This is a genomic window from Hydromonas duriensis, from assembly GCF_004363775.1.
GTDB classification, from domain to species: Bacteria; Pseudomonadota; Gammaproteobacteria; order Burkholderiales; family Burkholderiaceae; genus Hydromonas; species Hydromonas duriensis.
Window position 1 is genome coordinate 1 of record NZ_SNZE01000019.1, and the last position, 24,280, is coordinate 24,280.

Below are 24,280 nucleotides of genomic sequence, written 5' to 3' on the forward strand. Positions count from 1 at the left end.
TCAAACCTGCTGAAGTTGTTGTTGACAACGAGTTCACGCTGCTGGTCGATGTGCTAACTGCTGTGCTCAATGCTGTCGAAACGCCTGATGATACCGCCGTTGATAATGAAGCCACCGAACTGTTGGTGCTGCTCAAGCCTGTTGAGGTTGCAGTTGACAATGATGATACCGCGCCACCTGTCACTGAAGACAATGAGGCAATCGCACTACCCGCTGAACTCAAGCCCGTCGCGGTTGCGGTGGACAGTGACGATACCGCGCCACCAGTGGCCGAAGACAACGAAGCAATGGCACTGCTCGCCGTGCTCAAACCTGATGAAGTTGTCGTCGACAATGAATTCACACCACTGGTCGCAGTGCTAACTGCGGCTGAAACCGCACTTGAGACTGCTGTTGAAACGCCTGATGATAAAGCGGTTGACAATGAGGCAACAGAGCTATTTGTTGAGCTAATCGCCGATGATGTCGTTGTTGACAAGGAAGCAACCGCACTTTCTACTCCTGTCAAATCTGCGCCTGTTCCAGTTGAAGCCACTACAGTAGACAAAGATGCCAATGAGCTTTGAGATGTGGATAAGGCTGAAAACAACTGCGCACCGTTGACAGCATCAGTTGAGGTAGCACTCATTTCACCAGCTGCGACATTGACGATTTGACGCTCTGCCCCTGGCGAGCCTATAGAAAGAACACCAACTGCGCCATTTGTGGGGGTTTTATATGTCGAGTTGTTACCCAAAACAATGCTACCTCCCGACCCAGTGTCGACTCCGGCTGGTATCTTTACATTACTGCCAAGCACAACCGAGTTATCAGCAGCGACCTCGTTACCAACGCCCATGACAATACTGCCATCACCCGTGATGATGTTATTGTTACCCATTGCAGCAGAACTACTACTAGTAACGTTGTTACCTATACCGACTACAGTAGTTTGATCGCCAACGACTTCATTTAAAGCACCAACAGCAGTACTTTGATTACTATTTGTGACACTGTTTGTAGTACCAATAATAGTAGTATTGCTGCTGCCCGTACCGTCGTTAAAGCTACCAATCGTAGTCGTATTATAAGTTGCTCTTGTCGAGCGCCCCGTCAAACTCCTCGTTATATTACCAAAACCAAGACTGATTCCTTGGGCACTCCCAGCCTCACTCAAGGCACCGAGAGCGAGCGCACCGAAAGCTGTCGCCTTTGCACCTGCACCCACTGCGACCGCGTATTCAGCCGAAGCGGTAGCCTTGCTACCAAATGCAGAGGCATTGTTGGCTGTTGCGACCGCCATTGCACCTAACGCCACCGTATTTGCATGTGTTGCGCGTGATGAACCACCAAGTGCTAAAGAATTCTGCCCTAATGCTTCAGCGGCCGCACCAAACGCAGCAGCATTTGTGTTACTCGCTTGAGCTCGCGAACCAACAGCCGATGATTCATATCCTGCCGCTGTGGCTAAAACACCATATGCAGAAGCATTTGTCGCTGAAGCAAGACTTGCGCTACCAATGGCAAATGCATTATCAGCAGCTGCTAAGGCGCTTTTGCCTGCAGCAAACGATTGGAAGCCCGACGCCTCCGCCCCACCTATTGCAGCAGAGTTGCCACCCAATGCTTTGCTGGATGCACCTACTGCGACAGCGTTAGTGCCATAGGCAAGAGCAGTCGGACCCAATGCTGCCGCATAAAACCCTTGAGACAAAGCATTATTACCCAACGCAACCGATGAATTACCCGTAGACGTACTGTTAAAACCAATAGCTACTTGTCGATGGAATCCGCTTGCTCTTGAGTATTGACCAATCGCGATAGAGCCCTGAACGTCAGTATATGCGGAATCACCAATAGAAATTTGTCCGCCGATGAGACCGCCCGAGCTCACACTACCCACAACTTGAGCACCCTTACCTATCGCAACGCTGTTTGTGTTCGATACATAACTTGACGTGCCAATCGCTACACCATCAACACCTTGAGCCAGCGAGCCCTTACCCACGGCGATGGATTGAAAACCAGATGCGTTAGCAGTTGAACCCATGGCAAGGGCGCTTTCATTCGTCGCTTTGCTATTGCCACCAATGGCGACGGCATCGACAGCAATGGCTGAACTGCTTTGACCAACTGCAACCGTATTCGCCCCCGCTGCCCTTGTCCATGTACCAACCGCCACTGAATTATTGCCTAAAGCCGAAGACGCCGAACCAACCGCAACACCATTAACACCTATTGCCGCAGCAAGACCACCCACCGCAGTTGACCAATCGCCTGCTGCCGCAGACTGAGCACCGCTTGCAATAGAGCTGTACCCTGTCGCTCTTGCGATACGACCGACCGCCGTCGCATTTTCAGCAGTTGCCGATGACGCGTAGCCCACTGAGGTTGCATTTAATCCTGCGGCGTTGGCTTTCGCACCGAAAGACGTGGCAAAATTACTAGTCGCTTGTGATTGTTTACCGACCGAGCTTGACTCAATACCTGCAGCGTTGGCATACGTACCCATCGCGATGGCATCCGTACCGCCCGCCGTGCTTGACATACCCAATGCATAGGCATTTAAACCCGAAGCTTTGCTGGTATTACCCATAGCAAGTGAATTCACGCCTGAAGCCAAACTACTTGAGCCCATTGCCATGGCGTCTTTTTGTGAAGCCAATGCTGCATTACCGATAGAAACCGTACGGTCGGCTTGAACATTTTGACCCGCAGCATAACCCACTGCGATGTTGTTTGAACCAGAGACGGTCGAACCCGCTCTGAAACCAAAACTATAGTTACTTGAGCCAGACACATTTTGACCCGACTGGTAACCAATCGCAGCGTTACTTGAACCATTCGCATTAATACCTGCATTAAAACCAACCGCCAAGTTACCCGTGCCCGTCACCCCTGCGGCTGCTCCAAAACCCAAAGCTGTGCCGTAAGAAACATCTTTTGAATTAACAGCAGCCCCAGAACCGACAAAAGTAGACCAGCTTGGTGTGCCCAACACATTACGTGCCACACCGTCGCCAATCGCGACAGAAGAAACCCCTAAGCCAGCACCACCCGAACCTGCATTTGCGCCGATGGCAATCACACCTTGATTCAACGCACTTGATGCCGCGCCCACGGCGATTGCATTCACACCTGAAGCCGAAGCACTCGTACCGATCGCCACGGCGTTTTGAGCCGTTGCCTTACCGCTATCGCCCATAGCAATAGAATCTAAACCTATCGCCGAACTGCTTTGACCAATGGCAACCGCTTGGTCAGATGATGCAAGCGCCCATGTGCCAGTTGCCACCGAACCCACACCCATCGCTTTCGCCGCAGCACCTGCTGCAAACGAGCTCATACCCGAAGCTGTAGCAAGAGATCCGACAGCGGTTGACCAGTTCGCGGATGCCACAGAGCGATCACCAATCGCTGAAGCATAACTCGAATTGGCTATCGCAGAACGGCCAACGGCCGTTGTTTGAATACCGTTCGCCGTCGCGTAAGCACCCATCGCCAAAGCATCAAACCCACCCGTTGCCAAAGACTTCAAACCATAAGCAGCAGCACCTGCTTTATTCGCTTCGGCAAACGCGCCCATCGCCAGCGCTTGCTCTCCTGTTGCGGAACTATTTTGCCCTACGGCTATGGATTGGACCCCTGAAGCATATGAACTTGAACCCATGGCAATTGCGGATGTATTGAGTGCTCTACCTAGATTACCAATGGCCACCGCATTGTTAGCCGTGGCGGAGCTGCTCTGCCCCATGGCAACAGATTGAGCACCCGATGCTTTTGTCCATGTGCCCACAGCAACCGCCCCTGAAGCTGAAGACGCTGCCGCAGAACCCAACGCAACTCCATTTTCTGCAGTGGCCGAACTCAAGCCACCCAGTGCAGTAGACCAATTTCCTGACGCACTTGCGCTAGAACCCATTGCAATTGCCTCATTCGCGGATGCCAGTGCTGAGCTGCCCAGTGATATTGCTCGAGTGGCTCGAATCCCAACACCTGCCATACGACCTATCGCTATATTTTGACTACCCGAGGCAGTACCACCTGCCCCATAACCCAACGCCACATTGTCATGACCAGTCACTCTTGAACCAGCTGCATATCCAACCGATGTGTTGGTTGACCCAACCACAGACATCCCCGATAACGCACCAACTGAAACCGTATATGCAGCACCACTTGAATTGCTACCCGCAAACTTCCCGAGGAAAACGGAGTTATTTGGCGAGCCTTGCAAATTACGTCCACTGTTATCACCGATAGCGATGCTAGAGATACCTAAACTTGAACCATCTAAACCTGCGTTATTGCCTATCGCTATTGTGTCAACGTTTCGCGAGACGGCATCCATGCCTATTGCAATGGCTCTAAAACCTGTAGCTGCAGCATTTGTACCAATGGCTACAGCGTTCCCACCTGGTGCGTATGCGCCCGTACCAATATTGACAGCCACCCCTCGAGCCTGTTTAAAAGAGACCGGCCCCGCATCCAAGGCGATTTCATAATTCCCGCTTGAAGCATCAGATTGCTCGGCGATAACAACTTGCGCATTGGAAAAATTCGCGCTCAATGTACCCACAAGAGCCAACGAGGAGCTAGCAACTACACCTAATTTATTTTTTTTACCCGACGTGGACACATTTTCAGCAACTGCAACCCATGTTCCCGTTTGCTCATTATATATACTACGATAACTAATATTCATATCTACTCTATTTCCCCATCAAAAACAAAATATCAAACACAAAATAGCAATTAATTTGTTTATTAAATAAACACTTCAACCGCAAAAAAACTTATTTACACATTTTAGACTTTAGATTTTATATATTAAAAACCACAAGTGTAAAATAAATATATACTTTTAAAATTATTTTGTATTTTATTGTATTTAATATGTTAATTTTTAACGAGAAAAAGAAGCGATAATTTCACATAATTTTATTTTTATATACAATATATTTCTTTTTAAATACTATTAATTGCAAAGAAATCATTTATATATTTAAATTCTTTAGCATGAATACAAATATAACTGTGTTGTTAAAATCAAACATATACTGCCAACTTAAAGTAAATTAAAAAACAGCAAGCAATGCAACGTACGCCTTTTCATGCAACTTTTAAACTCAAACCCGCCCATGCCGGACAAATCTAAATCTAAACCCTCACCTACCCATTTAAAGCCCTCCCCGCCTAATACGCACATCGCCCCCATCAATCGACTCATGTACGGAACAAACAAACACAGAGACACGTAAAATTAACGAACCTGTTATATTTTTATCAACTTTCTATTTGCCCCCCCCAAAAAACAGAACCCGAGCCACACAACGCGACTCATCAACACCACAGCCGATGTCGCACTTTTCGCATCAAAAAACCTATTGGCTCACTTATTTGAAAATTTTTATTTAAAAAACTTGCACAGCATAAAAACCTTCGCTATAATTTCGGTCTCACATAGAGGCGTCGCCAAGCTGGTTAAGGCACTGGATTTTGATTCCAGCATGCGAAGGTTCGAATCCTTCCGCCTCTGCCAATAATAAAAAGTGTTTGTTTAAGGGAAGACCTGACAAACACTTTTTTTATTCGTGATACATCTGCAAAAAACCATCTTTTCTCTTGCGCACGGATGACACCATGTCCACCACCGATTTAATGATTTTTTCTGGCAACGCGAACCCAAAACTCGCAAAAGATGTTGCTGATTATTTACGCTTACCCTTAGGTCAAGCCAATGTTGGTAAGTTTTCTGATGGCGAAATCGCCGTTGAAATCAACGAGAATGTGCGTGGCAAGGATGTATTTGTCTTGCAATCGACATGCGCACCCACCAACGATTCGTTGATGGAAGTGTTGACGATGGTGGACGCACTCAAACGCGCCTCTGCTGGTCGCATCACTGCTGCCATTCCTTATTTCGGCTACGCACGACAAGACCGCCGCCCACGCTCAGCGCGAGTGGCTATTACTGCGAAATTGGTCGCCAATATGTTAATGGCTGCGGGTGTGAATCGCGTGATGACGATGGATTTGCACGCCGACCAAATTCAAGGCTTTTTCGATGTGCCCGTTGATAACATCTACGCCTCGCCTTTATTGCTGGACGACCTTTTCGCCAAAAAATTCGAAGATATGGTTGTGGTTTCTCCAGACGTTGGCGGTGTGGCTCGAGCACGAGCATTTGCTAAAAAATTAGAATGCGATTTGGCGATCATTGATAAACGTCGCCCTAAAGCGAATGTTTCTGAAGTCATGAACATCATTGGCGACATTGAAGGCCGCACTTGCGTTTTGATGGACGACATGGTCGACACGGCGGGCACATTGTGCAAAGCCGCTGATGTCTTGAAAGAGCGTGGCGCAAAGCAGGTTTTGGCATACGCAACCCACCCCGTTTTAAGTGGCCCTGCAATTGAACGTTTGAATGCCTCGGTTTTAGATGAGTTGGTTGTGACAGACACCATCCCGTTGAATGCTGAAGCGGCTGCGTGCGCTAAAATTCGCCAGCTCAGCTGTGCAAAATTATTGGGCGAGACGATTATTCGTATCGCTAAAGAAGAATCAGTCAGCTCTTTATTCTCAGAATAATCTCAGAATAAAACGTGACAACCCTTTTTGTGTGTGTCGTTTCAAATGAGCGATGCCCATAAAATATCCACTTGGTCGCGAGTGGTTATCCTTTAACTTTTGGAGTTTTTTATGACTATTATTGCAAAAAGCCGTTCTTTACATGGCACGGGTGCGAGCCGCCGTATGCGTAACAACGGCATGACACCTGCTGTTGTTTATGGCGCAGCGGAAGCCGCTACATCAATTGAAGTTGAACACAATGGTTTGTTCCACGCTTTGCGTAAAGAAGGCGTGCGCTACTCAGTTCTCGATTTGGAAATTGACGGTACAGTTGAGCAAGTGTTGGTACGTGACGTACAAGTGCACCCATTCAAACCAATGATTTTGCACGTGGATTTTCAACGCGTTAAAGCCGATGAAAAAGTCACTGTCAAAGTGCCTTTGAAATTCCTCGGCGGCGAAACTTCTCCTGCTGTGAAAATTGGCGGTCAACGCATTAAAGCGGCGGTATTCAATGTGAAAATCACTTGCTTACCTAAAGACATGCCACAAGCCATCAACGTGGACGTTTCTAAATTGGAACCAAGCCAAGCATTCAAAGCCAGCCAATTGGTTTTACCCGCAGGCGTGACTTTAGTCTTGGGTAAACAAAAAGACATCACTTTGGCCGCTGCTGGTAAATAAGCCAAGCCCTTGTTTTGTTATAATGCAAATCCCGCCCTGTGCGGGATTTCATTTTATATGATTGATGAAACTCTCTTTTATGACCACAAAACTCATCGTCGGCCTCGGCAACCCGGGGGCAGAATACGAACAGACACGCCACAATGCAGGCTGGTGGCTACTTGACCAGCTGGCACGCCAGTACAACATCAATTTGTCGCCCGAATCGAAATTTCACGGCTTAACCGCTCGCACGCACATCAATGGCGATGAAGTCTGGCTGTTGCAACCGATGCAATACATGAACCGCTCTGGCGCAGCGATTGCGGCTTTGGCACATTTTTATAAAATTACACCTGAACACATCATGGTCTTGCATGATGAATTGGATATTCCAGTCGGTGCAGTCAAAATGAAGGTGGGCGGCTCAACAGGCGGTCATAACGGACTGAAAGACACACAAGCCAAACTGGGCACGCCGCAATTTTGGCGCATGCGCATCGGCATAGACCACCCCCGCAACAGCACCACCCCTTTGCAACCCGTGGCAGACTACGTTCTCAAACCACCCAAGCAATCTGAGCGGATGGAAATCAATAAAGCGATTGATAAGGCAGAAGACGCTATTTCTGATTGGCTGGCAGGCAACTTTGAGCGGGCAATGCGTGTGTTGCACGCCAAATAATATTAAATTTAGCTTTAATTTATAAATAAAACACAATTTTTATCTAAATTAATGGACGCACCGATGAAACTGGTATTATAATCAACGCCATTGAGCAAGACCAATTAAAAAAAGAGGCTGCCCGAAGGCAGCCCGAATCACACAAAGTAATCTTCGTAATAGCGAAAATAAATTTTTCGCTATTTTTTGCTGAACATGTTTGACAACAACAGTTCAACTCAAAAGAGGAATGCTAGATTATCGCGGTGAAACTTTACATGAAGTTTACAACCACAAATAATTTTTCTTCTTTTTATCAATTCTTTGAAAAATCCAATTTTTAAGGTTGCTCTTGCCAAGAGAATTGAAGGCCTTTTGCTTGAATCACTACGCGCATACCCATTTCAAAATCAAACAATGATTCAAGCCCAAGCGCCTTCAATTGTCACAAGGGCAAATTGCTTTCACCCATCAAGGCGGCATCTACGTAGTGTGCAGCCTGACGCCCCTCTTTAATCGCCCACACCACCAAGGACTGCCCTCGACGCACATCACCCGCGACAAAAACCTTGTCAATATTGGTTCGATAGGCGTGCTCACCGACATGAGTTGCACTCGCATTGTGTCGAGCGTCTCGCTCAACGCCAAACGCATCCAATACATTTTGAGCAGGATGGACAAAGCCCATTGCCAACAAGACCAAATCTGCTTTGACATCAAATTCGCTGCCTGCAATTTCCTGCATTTTTCCGCCTTTGAACTCAACGCGTACGCACTGGAGTTTTTCCACCTGTCCATTTTTACCAACAAATGCTTGGGTTGAAACCGACCAATCACGCTCGCCCCCTTCTTCATGCGAAGTGGATGTGCGCATTTTCATTGGCCAATATGGCCAAACACTGTCCGTGCCTTTGTTTTCAAATTCAGGCGGACGCGGCATGACTTCGAACTGCGTGACGCTGGCCGCACCGTGGCGATTTGCTGTGCCCACACAATCCGAACCCGTGTCACCGCCACCAATGACGACAACGTGTTTACCTTTGGCGTTGATGGGATTATCACCATCACCCGCGACGGTCTGATTTTGTGGAATCAACCATTCAAGCGCGTAGTAAACGCCATTTAATTGACGCCCAGGTACGGGCAAGTCTCGGGGTGTTTCTGAGCCAATTGCCAACACAACGGCATGATATTTTTGTTTTAATTCATCAACCGTCACCACCGTGCTGGCACCATTGGCAACACCTACAGGAAAATCGCCACAAGCAACCGCAACGCCCGTTTTGAACGTCACGCCCTCGTCTTGCATCTGCCCCATGCGACGATCAATCAGCCATTTTTCGAGTTTAAAATCAGGAATGCCGTAACGCAATAATCCGCCTATGCGTGAGTTTTTTTCATAAACAGTGACCGCATGGCCTGCACGCGCCAGTTGTTGTGCGCACGCCAAGCCTGCTGGGCCTGAGCCGATGACCGCGACATGTCGACCCGTTTTTTTCTTGGCTTTTTGTGGCTTAATCCAATGATGCGCCCATGCTTTATCAATAATGGCATGTTCGATTGATTTAATGCCGACGGGGTCATTGTTGATATTTAACGTACAAGCCGCCTCACAAGGCGCAGGACAAATACGCCCCGTGAACTCAGGGAAGTTGTTGGTCAACGACAAGGTCGCCAGCGCCTCCGCCCAATCTTGGTTGTACACAAGGTCATTAAAATCAGGAATGATGTTATTGATTGGACAGCCGTTGTGGCAAAAAGGCGTGCCGCAGTCCATGCAACGCGCGCCCTGCTTGCTGGCGTCCGCATCCGATAAGGCATGAACGAATTCTTTATAATGTTTAATACGATTTTCAGGCGCTTCGTACAAAGGGTACAAACGTGCTTGCTCTAAAAAACCTGTGACTTTACCCATGATATTTCCTTTAAATCACATCTGACACATTCAGCGTCAAAAATGATGTCTAACCTATTGCAAAAAATACACTGCTTGACGTGTTGGATGCGGTTATCCCACAACTTATGCCGATAGCTGTTCTTGTGTTTGTCTTTCCAAAACTTTTCGATAATCAATCGGCATGACTTTGACAAACCGCCCCAAGGCCTGCGACCAGCTGTCTAAAATCTCTCTGGCGCGCCCAGAACCTGTGTATTTGAAATGATTTTCAATCAAGGTTCGTAAAATAGCCTCATCTGAAGCGGGTTCGGCATGTGCATTCAAGCGGTGCCATACAGGGTCTTTTTGCGCCTGTTCACTTTCATTCAACACCTTTGACAACGACACCATGCTGGTATTGCATTTGGCGGCGAACGTTTGGTCTGCGTCATATACATACGTCACCCCACCGCTCATGCCTGCCGCGAAGTTACGGCCTGTTGCCCCCAACACCACCACCGTGCCACCCGTCATGTATTCGCAACCATGGTCGCCCGCCCCTTCGATGACCGCTGTTGCACCTGAGTTGCGCACCGCGAAACGCTCGCCCGCCACCCCAGATAAATAAGCCTCGCCTGCAATTGCACCGTATAAGACCGTATTACCCACGATGATGTTGTCATGCGATGCACCACGGAAACTGTTATTCGGGCGCACGACAATGCGACCACCTGACAAACCTTTACCCACGTAATCGTTGGCCTCACCGACCAAATCAAATGTGATGCCATGCGCGAGGAAAGCGGCAAAGCTCTGCCCAGCCGTCCCATTCATTTGAATATGAATCGTGTCATCAGGCAGCCCTTCATGCCCATAGCGGCGTGCAATTTGCCCCGAGAGCATCGCGCCAACCGAGCGATTTAAATTGCGAACATTTTGGATAAATGAGACAGGTTTTACTTCCGACAAAGCCGCCTCACACTGAGAGATGAGCTGCTGGTCGAGGGTGTTGCTCAAGCCATGGTCTTGCGTTAAGCTCTGATAGCTCGTATCGCCCTCGGCATTCGGCACTTGGTGGAAAATACGTGAAAAATCCAAGCCTTGCGCTTTCCAATGGGTGATGCCTTGGCGCATGTCGAGTAAGTCGCTCCGACCAATCAATTCACTCAATGTACGCGCGCCCAGTTGCGCCATTAATTCACGCACCTCTTCTGCAACAAAGAAAAAGTAGTTAATAACATGTTCAGGTTGGCCTGTGAACTTTTGGCGTAAAACAGGGTCTTGCGTCGCCACGCCAACGGGACAGGTATTTAAATGACATTTGCGCATCATGATGCAGCCTTGCACAACCAAAGGCGCAGTGGCGAAACCAAACTCTTCCGCACCAAGCAATGCACCAATGACCACATCGCGCCCTGTTTTGATTTGACCGTCCACTTGCACAATCACGCGCGAGCGCAGGCGATTGAGCACAAGGGTTTGCTGAGTTTCAGCCAAGCCCAATTCCCACGGCGCACCCGCGCTTTTAATGGATGAAACAGGCGATGCCCCTGTGCCGCCGTCGTGACCTGCAATCACAATATGGTCGGCCTTGGCCTTGGCAACACCTGCGGCCACTGTACCCACCCCATTTTCTGCCACCAGCTTGACCGAAATTGACGAGGATGGATTGACGTTTTTCAAGTCATGTATCAGCTGCGCCAAATCTTCAATCGAATAAATGTCATGATGCGGCGGCGGTGAAATTAAACCCACGCCAGGGGTCGAATGACGCAAAGCACCAATGTATTCAGATACTTTACTGCCTGGCAACTGCCCGCCCTCGCCTGGTTTTGCGCCTTGCGCCATTTTGATTTGGATTTGATCCGCAGATGACAAATATTCAGCCGTCACACCAAAACGCCCCGAGGCCACTTGTTTGATGCGCGAGCGCAATGAGTCGCCCGACTTCAACGGGATGTTCGCCAAAATACGGTCGGCTCCAATCACATCCGCGATGCTCATGCCATCCGTGATGCCTGAGTCGCCTGTTTGCATTTCAGCTCGGTATCGTTTGGGGTCTTCGCCCCCTTCACCTGTATTCGATTTGCCGCCAATGCGATTCATAGCCACCGCCAAAGTGGCATGCGCTTCGGATGAAATCGAACCCAAACTCATTGCACCCGTGGCGAAACGTTTAACAATTTCAGTTGCAGGCTCGACCTCATCAATCGAAATCGCACGCGCTGGATTGACTTTAAACTCAAATAAACCTCGGAACGTCATGTGCCGCTTGGATTGGTCATTGATGATTTGTGCGTATTCTTTATAGCTTTCGTAATTATTTTGACGCGTGGAATGTTGCAACTTCGCTATCGCATCAGGCGTCCACATGTGTTCTTCACCGCGTGCGCGCCAAGCATATTCGCCACCCGTCATCAGGCGATTTTGCAAGGCATGTTTTTCACCAAACGCATGCTGATGCAACACCACGGCTTCACGCGCCACTTCAAACAACCCCATGCCCTCAATGCTGCTGGCCGTGCCTTTGAAATATTTATCAATCAATTCTTTTTTCAAGCCAACCGCTTCAAATATTTGCGAGCCTGTATACGACATGTAAGTTGAAATGCCCATTTTCGACATGACTTTTTGCATGCCCTTGCCTATCGCCTTGATGTAGTAGGCAATCGCCTCGGATGGCTTTTTGCCCTTAATCAAACCCTGTTGCACCATGTCGGTCAAAGTGGCGAATGCCAAGTACGGGTGCACCGCTTCTGCACCATAACCGCCGAGCAAAGCAAAATGATGCACTTCGCGCGCGCTGCCCGTTTCAACGACGAGCCCCGTGGATGTCCTTAAACCCGATTCAACTAAGTGCTGGTGTATCGCGGATGTTGCGAGCAACGCAGGAATCGCCATGTTGTCGGCATCAACACCTCGGTCAGATAAGACCAAGATGTTATGCCCCGACTTCACGGCGTCAACCGCTTGTGCGCACAAAGACGCCAGTTGTGCCTCAATGCCTTCAGCGCCCCATTTGGCGGGGTATTTGATATCCAGCGTGTAACTTTTGAATTTGCCGTGTGTGTATTTTCCGATGTGGCGGATTTTCGCCATTTCGTCATAGCTCAACACAGGCTGCGCCACTTCCAAGCGCATCGGCGGATTGGTGTTGTTGATATCCAACAAATTGGGTTTGGGGCCAATGAAACTCACCAATGACATGACCAGCTGCTCTCGAATCGGGTCTATCGGCGGGTTGGTCACTTGCGCGAACAGTTGGCGAAAATATTGATAAAAGGATTTATGTTTTCTCGACAACACTGCCATCGGCGTATCGTTACCCATTGAGCCAGCGGCTTCTTCGCCATTTTGCCCCATGGATTGTAGAATCAACTTAATGTCTTCTTGCGTGTAGCCAAACGCCTGTTGACGATCGAGCAATTCCGACTTGGGCAATGGGCGTTCCTCGACGGGCGTTAAGACATGTTCTAATTTCATCGACAGCCGCGAGTTCCATTCTTTGTAAGGGCGCGAATTGGCGAGGCTGGACTTGATTTCTTCATCTGAAATAATTCGCCCTTGCTCTGTGTCGATGAGCAGCATTTTGCCTGGCTGTAAACGCCACTTTTGCTTAATTTTCGCATCTGGAATTGGCAACACGCCTGACTCGGAGGCCAATACCACCAAACCATCATCGGTCACGATATAACGCGCAGGTCGCAAGCCATTGCGGTCTAAAGTTGCGCCAATCTGACGACCATCCGTGAAGCATAAGGCGGCGGGGCCATCCCACGGCTCCATCAATGCGGCGTGATACTCATAAAACGCGCGACGCGACGAATCCATCTGTTCATGTTGCTCCCAAGCTTCAGGCACCATCATCATCATGGCATGTGCCAACGGATAGCCCGCCATGAGCAACAATTCAAGGCAGTTGTCGAATGAGGCTGTATCGGATTGCCCTGGATAAATCAGCGGCCAAAGTTTATGCAAATCATCGCCCAAGACTGCGGACGAGATGGCTTTTTGGCGTGCTTTAATCCAATTGACATTGCCTTTGACCGTATTGATTTCGCCATTGTGCGCAATAAAGCGATAGGGATGAGCCAACTCCCATGCGGGGAATGTGTTGGTCGAGAATCGCTGATGCACCAGCGCAATCGCCGAAATCGTCCGATGGTCGGACAAATCTTTAAAGTATCGGCCAACTTGGTCGCACAGCAATAACCCTTTGTAAACCACTGTGCGCGCACTCATTGAAGGTACAAAATACTCTTTGCCATGCTTGAGCTTAAGCGACTGAATGCGATGCGATGCCGTTTTACGAATCACATACAACTTGCGCTCCAGAGCATCGGTGACCATGATGTCAGGGCCGCGTCCTATGAAAATTTGGCGAATGACGGGCTCAGTGGCTTTCACTGTTGGGGACATGGCCATCTCTGCATCCACAGGCACATTGCGCCAACCCAGTACAACTTGCCCTTCTGCCTTAACTGTACGCTCTAATTCTTGTTCGCACGCCAAACGCGAAGCCTCTTCCTTTGGCAAAAAAATCATGCCAACACCGTATTCGCCCGCAGGTGGCAGCATCACACCTTGACGCGCCATTTCTTCTCGGTACAAGGCATCTGGAATTTGCAACAAAATCCCCGCACCATCACCCATCAATTTGTCTGCGCCCACCGCGCCGCGGTGGTCAAGATTATGCAAAATCAACAAGCCTTGCTGAACGATGGCATGGCTGCGCTGCCCCTGAATGTGTGCCACAAAGCCAACACCACACGCATCGTGCTCTTGCGTGGCATCGTATAAGCCATATTGTGCGGCCTGCTCGCGCTCGTGCGTTATATTAAGTACATCCAGTGCTGCTGCGCTCTGCGTCATTGTGTCGTGCTCTGTGTATTGCTGCTTCATCTGACATCTCCAAACCAAAGGGGCTCTGATTATTTTGCAAAAATTCCGTATGCAAACGGCTGTTTGTTGCTCAATAGTCTGAGTAAATATCCAAAAGTTAAATATTTATTACTCGATATGATTAACCTGACTATAAACAGATTTCTTTAAGCATACAACCACATTTAAAAGGGGTCAGCTTACAAATAAAACACAAACATTTATTTTGCCTCAATTAAATAGGGACATACTTAATTCATCAATATAAACAAACCGTTACAACCCCCTGCGCAACCACATTGCTTATCTCTGAAGTATTTTTGAATTGTTCACTTATCTCGACTACTTTGCGCAGTCTTTTTTATGTTGTAAAAATATCGCCTGCCTTTTCAAATCAACTGTAAAAAATCAAGGTCACACAAAACTTAGACCCGTTAAAAATGCCACTGCAAATCCTATTTGCCTTTTCACGTATAATGTAGCCCATGCATTCGGGCATACTGACAACCCTTTTGGAGCACATCATGAGCAATCCCACACACGACTTCATTCAACAAACCATTAAAGACCATCCTATTGTGCTGTTTATGAAAGGTACGGGGCAATTTCCACAATGCGGATTTTCTGGGAAGGCCATTCAATTGCTTAAAAGCTGTGGCGCCACTAAAGTTGCTACTGTCAACGTACTTGAAGACGACGAAATTCGCCAAGGCATCAAGACCTTTTCGCAATGGCCTACTATTCCTCAGTTATACATTCAAGGTGAATTTATTGGCGGTTCGGACATCATGAACGAGATGTATGAGTCTGGCGAATTGCAAACATTAGTGGCGGAGGCCATGAAAGCGACTGACGCATAAGCCCACATTCGGCACTGACCACAACGGGCGTGCTTTGAATACTTATTAATACAAACAACGCCCCGACTCAATAGCCCATCATGTCCAACAATGTCCTTCTGCGTTTCACCTTGCTCGCCGCCATCTGGGGCTCTTCTTTTTTGTTCATGCGCATTCTTGCTCCAGTGGTCGGCGGCTTTTGGACGGCAGAACTGCGACTCACCATCGGGGCGCTGACCCTTTTGATATTGGGACTACTACGCGGTCACCGATTCGACCTGCAATATTGGCGCCATTACGCCATGGCGGGCTTGTTGAACTGCGCCATACCATTTACCTTATTTGGCTTGGCTGGGCAAGTGTTGCCAGCGGGCTATTCAGCAGTTTTAAACGCGTCCGCACCCTTGTGGGCTACAGTGTTCGGTGTGTTATTTATGAAGGATACTTTTACACCGCAGGGGTTGTTGGCATTGTTGTTGGGCGTATCTGGCGTAACGATGGTTGCCCAGCCTTCTGGCAATGTCGATTTTAGCTTGGCTTTTATCAGCGGCGTATTGGCATGTGTTTGCGCAACCGCTTGCTACGCACTCAATGGCATTTACATCAAAACCCGCTCTGTCAAGTTGGAACCTCACACCATTGCCACACTGTCGCAGGCCTTCGGCGCGCTGATGCTGCTGCCTTTCACCTTATCACTCAGCCCTACCGTCGGCAGCGTCACCCCCGCCGTTGTTATCAGTGCGTTTTCGCTTGGCGCGCTGTGCTCTGGCGTGGCTTTTTTGTTGTACTATCGCTTGCTCAGTGAAATCGGCCCGCTCATTCTCAGCGGCGTAACTTTTTTGATTCCGCTATTTGGAATTTTTTGGGGCTGGCTGATTTTAAACGAACGTCTCGATTGGCATGTATTTATGGGGTGCGGGCTGATTATCAGTGGAGCCCTTTTATTGTACCGTAGCCACATCATCATCCAGAAAGCCAAATAATGAGCGAACACTTACAAACCCCGAAGAAGCGACTTATCATTGCCATCACGGGCGCAACAGGTGCTGTTTTTGGCATTCGCCTACTTGATGTCTTGAGCACTTTGAGTCACATTGAAACGCATCTTGTTGTCTCTGAGGCAGGCTGGTTGACCATTGAACATGAATTAGGCCTGAACAAAGACGCGGTACGCCAACGTGCAGATGTTGTCCACGCAGCGAAGAACATTGGCGCATCCATCTCCAGCGGCTCTTATCCATGCGATGGCATGATTGTTGCGCCCTGCTCAATGAAAACCCTCGCCGCGATTGCCCACGGTTACTCAGATAACCTCATCAGCCGCGCAGCGGATGTGACATTGAAAGAACGCCGTCGCCTCACGCTGCTCGTGCGCGAAACGCCATTGTCATTGATTCACCTGCGCAACATGACCGCAATTACCGAAGCGGGCGGCCTTATTTTTCCACCAGTCCCTGCTTTTTATCATCAGCCCAAGTCAATAGATGACATCGTTAATCATACTGTTGCCCGTGTACTGGATGCGCACGGCATTGATGCGCAACTCGCCCCGCGCTGGAGCAGCATCAACGATAGCCCTGAATAGCCCTCCTCTCCGCTTATTTCAATCATGACACCTGATTTTAAACAGTCTCTACTGGCCCTCAACAGCCAGCTGGCGCAAGAAAAACGTCTACTCAATTTAACTGAAGTCGTCAACGAGCTACCCCACGTTAGCCCCACGACCTGCGATGATGCGACTTTGCACCAATACCTAAATGCACTGTACACTCAAGGTCGAACGCGCCACACGCCGAACATCAGCCCCATCAATACCGTTTTTTTACAAACGCTATTGCAACAGCATCAACCCAAGCGCATTCTCGAAATAGGTTGCGCCAACGGTTATTCGACTTTGCGATTTTGGCAAGAGGCGCGCGCGTGGCAAGCGCACATCTGCACACTTGAAATTTCCACCCCAAACATCATTGAGGCCAAACATCATTTTGCCGCCACAGGTGCAAACATCACACTGTACGAGGGTAATGCACTTGAACTGATGCCGCACATGACGGACACATCTTTTAATTTCATTTTTATTGATGCACGCAAAATAAAGACATTAGATTTTTTTATTCAAGCCCGTCGATTAGCCGCGCCCAAGGCACTCATCGTGATTGATGACGTGCTCAAATTCAAAGATAAAATGCAAAATTTCTACGATTACTTGGCACAAGAGCAGATTACTTATCACATTGAAACCATTGATGATGACGAAGATGGCGTAATGCTTGTTCAGCTATAAACGATAAGTTATAAAAAAAAACGGTACATTTAAAAATGTACCGTTTTTTAATTTAATTTCAAACCAACTCTGTTGTTTGCCCCATTTGGTCAACACGCTCTCGCATGTCTTTACCCGCTTTAAAATGAGGCACTTTTTTTGTAGGCACCAGCACTTGCTCACCCGTTTTCGGATTACGCCCGATTCGTGATGAACGCGCACTCACAGAGAAACTGCCAAATCCGCGAATTTCCACGCGCTGCTCAACTGCCAACGTATGGGTAATCGCATCCAAAATAGCATGGGTCGCCATTTCAGCATCACGCGCCAATAACTGCGGAAAGCGCGCCGCCAAGTTAGCTATCAATTCAGATTTGGTCATGGCTTTATTCCAAGCAAAGTTTAACGATATTCCAGCTCAACAATACAGCTAAAACCTCAAGCGAAGTCTTTCATCCGCTTGAGGTTTGGCGATATTATTGTTGTTCCAATTTAGCTTTCAACAACGCGCCCAAATTGGTTGTGCCAGAAGACGCCGCACCTGATTGCTCAGAGATTTTTTCCATAGCGGCTTTAGTTTCCACTTGGTCTTTGGCTTTGATTGACAACTGGATTGAACGGCTCTTACGATCCACGCTGACAACCACGGCTTCAACTGCGTCACCTTCTTTAAAGTGCGTACCCGCATCTTCAACGCGATCGTTAGCGATTTCAGAAGCGCGCAAGTAGGCTTCAACGTCATCCGCCAAAGTCACAACCACGCCTTTGGCTTCAACAGACTTAACAGTGCCGTTGACCAAGCTGCCTTTGTCATGAATCGCAACGTAGTTCATGAATGGGTCGCCTTCGAGTTGTTTGATGCCCAAAGAAATACGTTCTTTTTCTACATCAATCGACAAGATGATGGCTTCAACTTCTTGACCTTTTTTGTAGTTGCGAATCGCCGCTTCAGGCGCTTCGTTCCATGACAAGTCAGACATGTGAACCAAACCATCGATAGAACCGTCTAAGCCAACAAACACGCCGAAGTCAGTGATTGAACGGATGGTGCCTTTAACGTGGTCGCCTTTTTTGAAGCGTGTTTCAAAGTCGTCCCATGGGTTGGCTTTGCATTGTTTCATGCCCAAAGAAATGCGGCGTTTTGATTCGTCGATTTCGATAACCATGACTTCAACTTCATCGCCCAAAGTAACCATTTTCTTCGGATCAACGTTTTTGTTCGTCCAGTCCATTTCAGAGACGTGTACCAAACCTTCGATGCCTTGTTCGATTTCAACGAACGCGCCGTAGTCAGTGATGTTGGTGACTTTACCGAACAAACGCGTGTTCGCTGGGTAGCGGTGCGCCAAACCAGACCATGGATCGTCGCCCAATTGTTTGATGCCCAAAGACACGCGGTGTTTTTCTTGATCGAACTTGAGGATTTTCGCTTCGACTTCTTGGCCGACCGTCAACACCTCTGATGGGTGACGGACACGACGCCATGCCAAGTCGGTGATGTGCAACAAACCATCGATGCCACCCAAGTCCACGAACGCGCCGTAGTCGGTGATGTTTTTAACGATGCCTTTAACCACTTGGCCTTCTTTCAATGTTTCAGCCAATTTCGCACGTTCTTCGCCCATGGTCACTTCGAGGACCGCACGGCGGCTCAAGACCACGTTGTTGCGTTTACGGTCAAGTTTAATGACCTTAAATTCCATGGTTTTGCCTTCATAAGGCGTCAAGTCTTTGATGGGACGCAAGTCAATCAACGAACCGGGCAAGAACGCACGGATGCTGTTGGCCATGACCGTCAAACCACCTTTGACTTTACCTGTAATCAAGCCGGTGACCAATTCGCCACTTTCCAAGGCTTTTTCCAAGTCCAGCCATGCTGACAAACGTTTTGCGCGGTCACGCGACAAAACCGTGTCACCAAAACCGTTTTCCAAAGCATCAATTGCAACGCTCACGAAGCCGCCCACTTCTGCTTCTAATTCGCCTTGGTCGTTCATGAATTCAGCGACTGGAATGAAAGCTTCTGATTTCAAACCCGCGTTCACGACGACGAAATTGTGGTCAATGCGCATGATTTCTGCGGTAATGACCTCACCTGTGCGCATTTCTTGACGCGCTAATGATTCTTCAAATAAAGCTGCAAAGCTTTCGTTGTTTGCAATAGATGACATGTTAAATTCACTTAAAAAACACATGAAGTCTGGGGCGGGCGCACCATGCGCGTCGCAAAAAACCCACAAATCACGGAGTTAAAACACAGATAACGTCTTTTTTCAGCCGAACTGACGGCCTCCATCAAATATTACCCACTTGTTGCGCATACATTTTCAACACCACATCAACCGTTTCTAAAAGGGTCAAATCGGACGAGTCTAATATATACGCGTCCTGCGCAGGCTTGAGTGGCGCTTGGGTGCGATTCGCATCACGCGCATCACGCTCATTCAAATCTTGCAAGAGGTCTACCATATTAGCAGAAAAACCTTTTGCTATCAATTGTTTATAACGTCGCTCCGCCCGTACCTCAGCACTGGCTTGTAGAAATATTTTTAAAGGTGCATCAGGGAACACCACACTTCCCATGTCTCGCCCATCAGCAACCAAGCCTGCCCCTTGGGCAAACGCACGCTGTCTTTCCAATAAGGCCGAACGTAAAGTGGCACTCACAGCGATTTTTGACGCCATATTGCCGACGCGCTCTTCACGAATGTCTAATGCAACATTTTCAGAGTTCAGAAGTACTTGCTCACCGTCAAATCGAACGTCTAACTCAGCCGCCCATTGCGCCAATTGCAACTCATCGTTTTCGCTCAACAATCGGTCATCTGCCCAACCCGCACGCAATGCCTGCAAAGCAACAAGGCGATACAACACACCGCTGTCCAAATAAGCAAAACCCAATGCTTCCGACACTAATTTTGCAACAGCTCCTTTACCAGAGGCTGTAGGCCCGTCAATGCACATCACGAAAGGAGAAGATTTTGTTTGAAGTGCGATTTTTGTTGAAGTCATGGTGTACAAATTAAAGATTGTAAAGCTATCATTATAGCCCCTCAAAGGACAAACCTCAAAAAAAGCCCGCCAAATGGCGGGCTTATTATTTAAGATGTTTTTTCAAATTTTTTTAAGGGAGCGGTCGGCATCCATCAATGAGCAACAAACAAAACAGCAGGCCCCAAAACCAGCCACGCCGCCTCCAAATTATCATCGGGAGCACGCTTGAAACCGCTGCGTACAAAGGCATGCCAACGCCCGACAATCCAGCTCATCAAGACCTCACTGCACGTGCCGACATCAGTGACAGGTTGACTGTCTGTTTCTATGGCCACATTACGCAGGGTTTGCTTAAGCGTCGCTGCAACACGCTCTATAAACTGTGTAATGCGTTGCTGCAAACGCTCATGCTCATTAATCAACGCATCACCAATCATGACGCGCGCCATACCTGGATTCTTATGAGCAAATACAAGCAAGACTTGCACCATCTTTTTCAATTGTTGCTCCGCTGGCGCATCACTGGCCGCAATTTGATTGAGCAAGCCAAATAAGCTGGACTCGATGAATTCAATCAGACCTTCAAACATCTGTGCTTTGCTCGCAAAATGGCGATACAAGGCGGCTTCAGAAACGCCCAGCGACTTTGCTAGACCAGCGGTGGTGATTTTATCACCCGCAGGGTTTTCCAGCATGTGAGCCAGCGTTTGAAGGATTTGTACGCGCCGCTCGCCTTTTGCAGGGCGAGGGGCTTTGCTTTTTTCTACGGTGGTATCGCGAAGTTCGTTCATGTGTCATCCAGAGTGCTAAGTTTTAAATTGTAACTGATTTTGTTGTTAAAACCGCTTTATCTGCCACAAAAAATCTACGCGCACTCTGACCACAGTTAAAGCGAATCAATGTGTACAGAAATAAATAACAAATTCTCTTATTTATCACACATTAAAAACCCAGCACCTTATAGCCGACCTCAACCCCCCAAGTTCCGGGCCGCTCGCCACCAGCAAACACTGTGGGCTTAATAAACACCTGACTGTTACCACCAAAAGCTGGGCCTGTTGATCGACCAAGCGTGACCGCCAGACTGGCAAATTGCTTTTTCGTTTCCCAATCCAAAGAAATCGCAGGGTCTAGCGTCATAAACCATTTGGGATTTTTGAATTTAGGCACATAATAAAAATCAAATACCGTGTTATTCACGCTTGCTCGATGACTTTGCCCCCACAAGCTATTGCTTTGAACCACAGAGGGTGCAAAGATGTCTCCATTTTTCAAAAATTGGGCATAAATCAGTGAGCCTTTAAAGACAGTCTTACCCGTCCCTAACTCATCGCGTTCCGCGGTGTCAAAATCCATTTCACCCGCCGCCACCACACCGTATTCAGGCGTGAGTTTCAATAGTCGCGTGTATTTGAGCGAAAAATCACCAACGGCATAATGGTTCTCATTCATCCCCGTAATACGCAACACGGGTAAACGCACCCTGATGTTGCTGTGTTTTTGTGCGCCCAGCGGTTGCCAATAGGTTAAGTTAAGAACCTCTGAACTTTTATCATCCAGCAGGTTAAGTCGCTCCCACTGAACCGCTGCGGTGGTTGAAAATTTTGTCGGGTCTGTGCCGTTATCCACTTCATTTGCAACAGCAGCAAAACTTGCCGCATACATCAAAATCAACCCAATTGTTATTATGTTTTTTTTCATTTTGACTTCCCTTTATAAAATGCTGCAGACGAATCCCAACCTTTTCCTAACCGTCACTTTAGCAGTTATCCGTTTTTGATGATGTATTCTTTTACTGCTGTGATGCTGAAAATTTACTCACAAGCGGATTTGCTGTCATTTTAAGTAGAAAGTCTCCCAGCTTTTTAAAGTCAAACTTATCGCTCGTTTTGACTTATAAGGACAACATTTCTTGTGCGTGCGCACGCGTGGTGTCACTGACATTAACGCCACCGAGCATGCGTGCAATCTCTTCAATCCGTTCTTCGGACGTGAGAACATGGATATGAGATGTGGTGACATTGTCGTGTGTTTGCTTAACCACTTGCCAATGTTGCTGCCCTTGCGCGGCCACTTGTGGCAGGTGAGTGACGCACAGCACTTGCCGTGCCTGCCCAAGCCGAGCAAGCAGTTGCCCCACCACTTCCGCAACGGCACCGCCGATGCCCGAATCCACTTCGTCAAAAATTAAAGTGGGCACTGGGTTGGCCGCGCTGGTGATAACCGACAAAGCGAGGCTAATCCGAGCCAACTCGCCACCTGAGGCGACTTTGTTCAGTGCTTGTAATTTAACGCCCGCATGACCTGCAACTTTAAACTCGATGTTATCCATACCATGCGCGGCTGGGGTCGCCTCTACAAGCTCGATATCAAACTGACCGCCTGTCATGTTGAGCGCTTGCATGCTGGCAGTGACTTCTTTAGCCAGTTTTTTTGATGCCGCGGTGCGTGCTTTGCGCAAGGCAAGTGCCGCTTTATGATATTCATCAGCGGTCACTTGCTCACGGGCAATGAGTGCCTCTAAGTCCAAACCCAACTGTAGATTCTGAAATTGCGCTTGCAATTGCATCCAGTGGTCATGCAAGTCCTCGGGGGCGACGCGAAATTTACGCGCCTGCTCGTACCAATCGCCGATGCGCGCGTCCATTTTCGCCCACATTGATTCGTCCATATCGGCGCGTTGAGCGTAATGATTCAGCTGTTGTGCGGCTTCTTGCACATTAATTAAAGCCACATCCAGCATTTCCGCCGCCTCGCCTAATCGCTCATCCAAGCGCACCAACGAAAGCAAACTTTGTAGCTGCTCTCGCAACTGGTCACTCACCGAATGGTCCTGCTCAATCAAGTGATGGGCGACTGCCGCACTGCCTTGAATCAAGGTGCTGGCATGCGAGAGACGGGTGTGTTCCACCAGCAGGCTTTCCCACTCATCACGTTGAGGCGCGAGCGCGTTCAAGCCATCCAATTGCCATGTCAGCGTTTCGAGTTTATCCGACAGTTCCGCAGCGTCAGTTTCCGCGGCTTCTTTTTGCTTTTTAGCTTGTTGCCATTGCTGAAAAGCGGCGTACACCATGTCTCGTAAGTCGCTCAACTGGGCGTGCTCGTCTAACAAGTCGCGTTGCGCCGAATTTTTGAGTAGTTGTTGATGCGCATGTTGTCCATGAATATGCACCAATTGCTCACCCAAGTCGCGCAACTGCGCCAGCGTGGCGCTGATGCCATTGATGAAAGCTCGGCTTTTACCTTGCGCGTCAATGGTGCGTCGAATCAAAATCAAGTCGTCGTCGCCTGACAACTCCGCTTCTTCAAGCCAAGCCATCAAAGTAGGACTGCTCATAAATTCAGCTTGTACATCGGCCTTGTCTGCACCTTGCGCCACCATATTCGCTTCAGCGCGGTCGCCCAGCAGCAAACCGATGGCATCGAGCAAAATGGATTTGCCCGCCCCCGTTTCGCCCGTCAGCACAGTGAAACCCGATTCGATGTCGAGGTCTAAACTTTTAACAATTACAAAATTACGCAGGGACAGGCGGGTGAGCATAAAG

16 protein-coding genes and 1 tRNA gene are annotated in these 24,280 nt (G+C 48.5%); 8 read left to right on the forward strand and 9 right to left on the reverse strand.

Annotated elements, in window-relative coordinates; genetic code table 11:
• Positions 1-4,684, reverse strand: a 4,684-nt coding sequence (locus DFR44_RS08335) for an ESPR-type extended signal peptide-containing protein (RefSeq protein WP_133620989.1), incomplete at its 3' end; no start/stop codon positions are given.
• 760 nt (positions 4,685-5,444) lie between these two features.
• On the opposite strand from DFR44_RS08335, the gene DFR44_RS08340 reads away from it, so the two are divergent.
• The 4 genes from DFR44_RS08340 (at position 5,445) to pth (ending at position 7,903) form a co-directional block, all read left to right on the forward strand.
• Positions 5,445-5,521: transfer RNA gene (locus DFR44_RS08340), tRNA-Gln, on the forward strand.
• A gap of 101 nt (positions 5,522-5,622) precedes the next feature.
• Positions 5,623-6,573, forward strand: a complete 951-nt coding sequence (locus tag DFR44_RS08345; protein WP_133620991.1) for a ribose-phosphate pyrophosphokinase — start codon at positions 5,623-5,625, stop codon at positions 6,571-6,573.
• Positions 6,574-6,684: 111 nt separating this feature from the next.
• Positions 6,685-7,239, forward strand: a complete 555-nt coding sequence (locus tag DFR44_RS08350) for a 50S ribosomal protein L25/general stress protein Ctc (RefSeq protein WP_133620993.1) — start codon at positions 6,685-6,687, stop codon at positions 7,237-7,239.
• Between the two features lie 79 nt (positions 7,240-7,318).
• Positions 7,319-7,903: an aminoacyl-tRNA hydrolase gene (gene pth / locus DFR44_RS08355; protein WP_133620995.1), complete on the forward strand. Its 585-nt coding sequence runs from the start codon at positions 7,319-7,321 to the stop codon at positions 7,901-7,903.
• A 424-nt stretch (positions 7,904-8,327) separates the two neighbouring features.
• Here the strand turns inward: pth and DFR44_RS08360 are convergent, their stop codons facing one another.
• Together DFR44_RS08360 and DFR44_RS08365 are read right to left on the reverse strand one after the other, a co-directional pair.
• Positions 8,328-9,797 carry a glutamate synthase subunit beta gene (locus DFR44_RS08360; RefSeq protein ID WP_133620997.1) on the reverse strand — a complete coding sequence of 490 codons (1,470 nt, stop codon included), beginning with the start codon at positions 9,795-9,797 and terminating at the stop codon, positions 8,328-8,330.
• Between the two features lie 105 nt (positions 9,798-9,902).
• The gene (locus tag DFR44_RS08365) at positions 9,903-14,630 is read right to left on the reverse strand and encodes a glutamate synthase-related protein (protein WP_133621072.1); all 4,728 of its coding nucleotides are present in this window, start codon (positions 14,628-14,630) and stop codon (positions 9,903-9,905) included.
• 533 nt (positions 14,631-15,163) lie between these two features.
• Between DFR44_RS08365 and grxD the strand changes: the two genes are divergently transcribed.
• The 4 genes from grxD (at position 15,164) to DFR44_RS08385 (ending at position 17,762) form a co-directional block, all read left to right on the forward strand.
• On the forward strand, positions 15,164-15,499 hold the full coding sequence (gene grxD / locus DFR44_RS08370; protein ID WP_133620999.1) for a Grx4 family monothiol glutaredoxin: 336 nt from the start codon (positions 15,164-15,166) through the stop codon (positions 15,497-15,499).
• An 80-nt stretch (positions 15,500-15,579) separates the two neighbouring features.
• Entirely contained in the window at positions 15,580-16,461 is an 882-nt protein-coding gene (locus DFR44_RS08375; protein ID WP_133621001.1) for a DMT family transporter, read from the forward strand.
• Entirely contained in the window at positions 16,461-17,063 is a 603-nt protein-coding gene (locus DFR44_RS08380; RefSeq protein ID WP_133621003.1) for a UbiX family flavin prenyltransferase, read from the forward strand. The genes DFR44_RS08375 and DFR44_RS08380 overlap by 1 nt, the downstream gene beginning before the upstream one ends.
• A gap of 24 nt (positions 17,064-17,087) precedes the next feature.
• The gene (locus DFR44_RS08385) at positions 17,088-17,762 is read left to right on the forward strand and encodes an O-methyltransferase (protein WP_133621005.1); all 675 of its coding nucleotides are present in this window, start codon (positions 17,088-17,090) and stop codon (positions 17,760-17,762) included.
• A 58-nt stretch (positions 17,763-17,820) separates the two neighbouring features.
• Here DFR44_RS08385 and DFR44_RS08390 read toward each other — a convergent pair whose 3' ends face one another.
• From DFR44_RS08390 to recN, 6 genes are all read right to left on the reverse strand, one after another.
• Positions 17,821-18,123: an integration host factor subunit beta gene (locus DFR44_RS08390; RefSeq protein ID WP_133621007.1), complete on the reverse strand. Its 303-nt coding sequence runs from the start codon at positions 18,121-18,123 to the stop codon at positions 17,821-17,823.
• A 94-nt stretch (positions 18,124-18,217) separates the two neighbouring features.
• A complete protein-coding gene (gene rpsA / locus DFR44_RS08395; protein ID WP_133621009.1) occupies positions 18,218-19,912 on the reverse strand; it encodes a 30S ribosomal protein S1 in 1,695 nt (564 codons plus the stop codon).
• Between the two features lie 124 nt (positions 19,913-20,036).
• A complete protein-coding gene (cmk, locus tag DFR44_RS08400) occupies positions 20,037-20,753 on the reverse strand; it encodes a (d)CMP kinase (RefSeq protein WP_133621011.1) in 717 nt (238 codons plus the stop codon).
• A 134-nt stretch (positions 20,754-20,887) separates the two neighbouring features.
• Positions 20,888-21,526, reverse strand: coding sequence for a nucleoid occlusion factor SlmA (gene slmA / locus DFR44_RS08405; protein ID WP_133621013.1), 639 nt, complete (start codon positions 21,524-21,526; stop codon positions 20,888-20,890).
• A gap of 151 nt (positions 21,527-21,677) precedes the next feature.
• Positions 21,678-22,436, reverse strand: coding sequence for a hypothetical protein (locus DFR44_RS08410; protein ID WP_133621015.1), 759 nt, complete (start codon positions 22,434-22,436; stop codon positions 21,678-21,680).
• Between the two features lie 193 nt (positions 22,437-22,629).
• Entirely contained in the window at positions 22,630-24,276 is a 1,647-nt protein-coding gene (recN, locus tag DFR44_RS08415) for a DNA repair protein RecN (RefSeq protein WP_133621017.1), read from the reverse strand.
• Between the last annotated feature and the right edge of the window lie 4 nt (positions 24,277-24,280).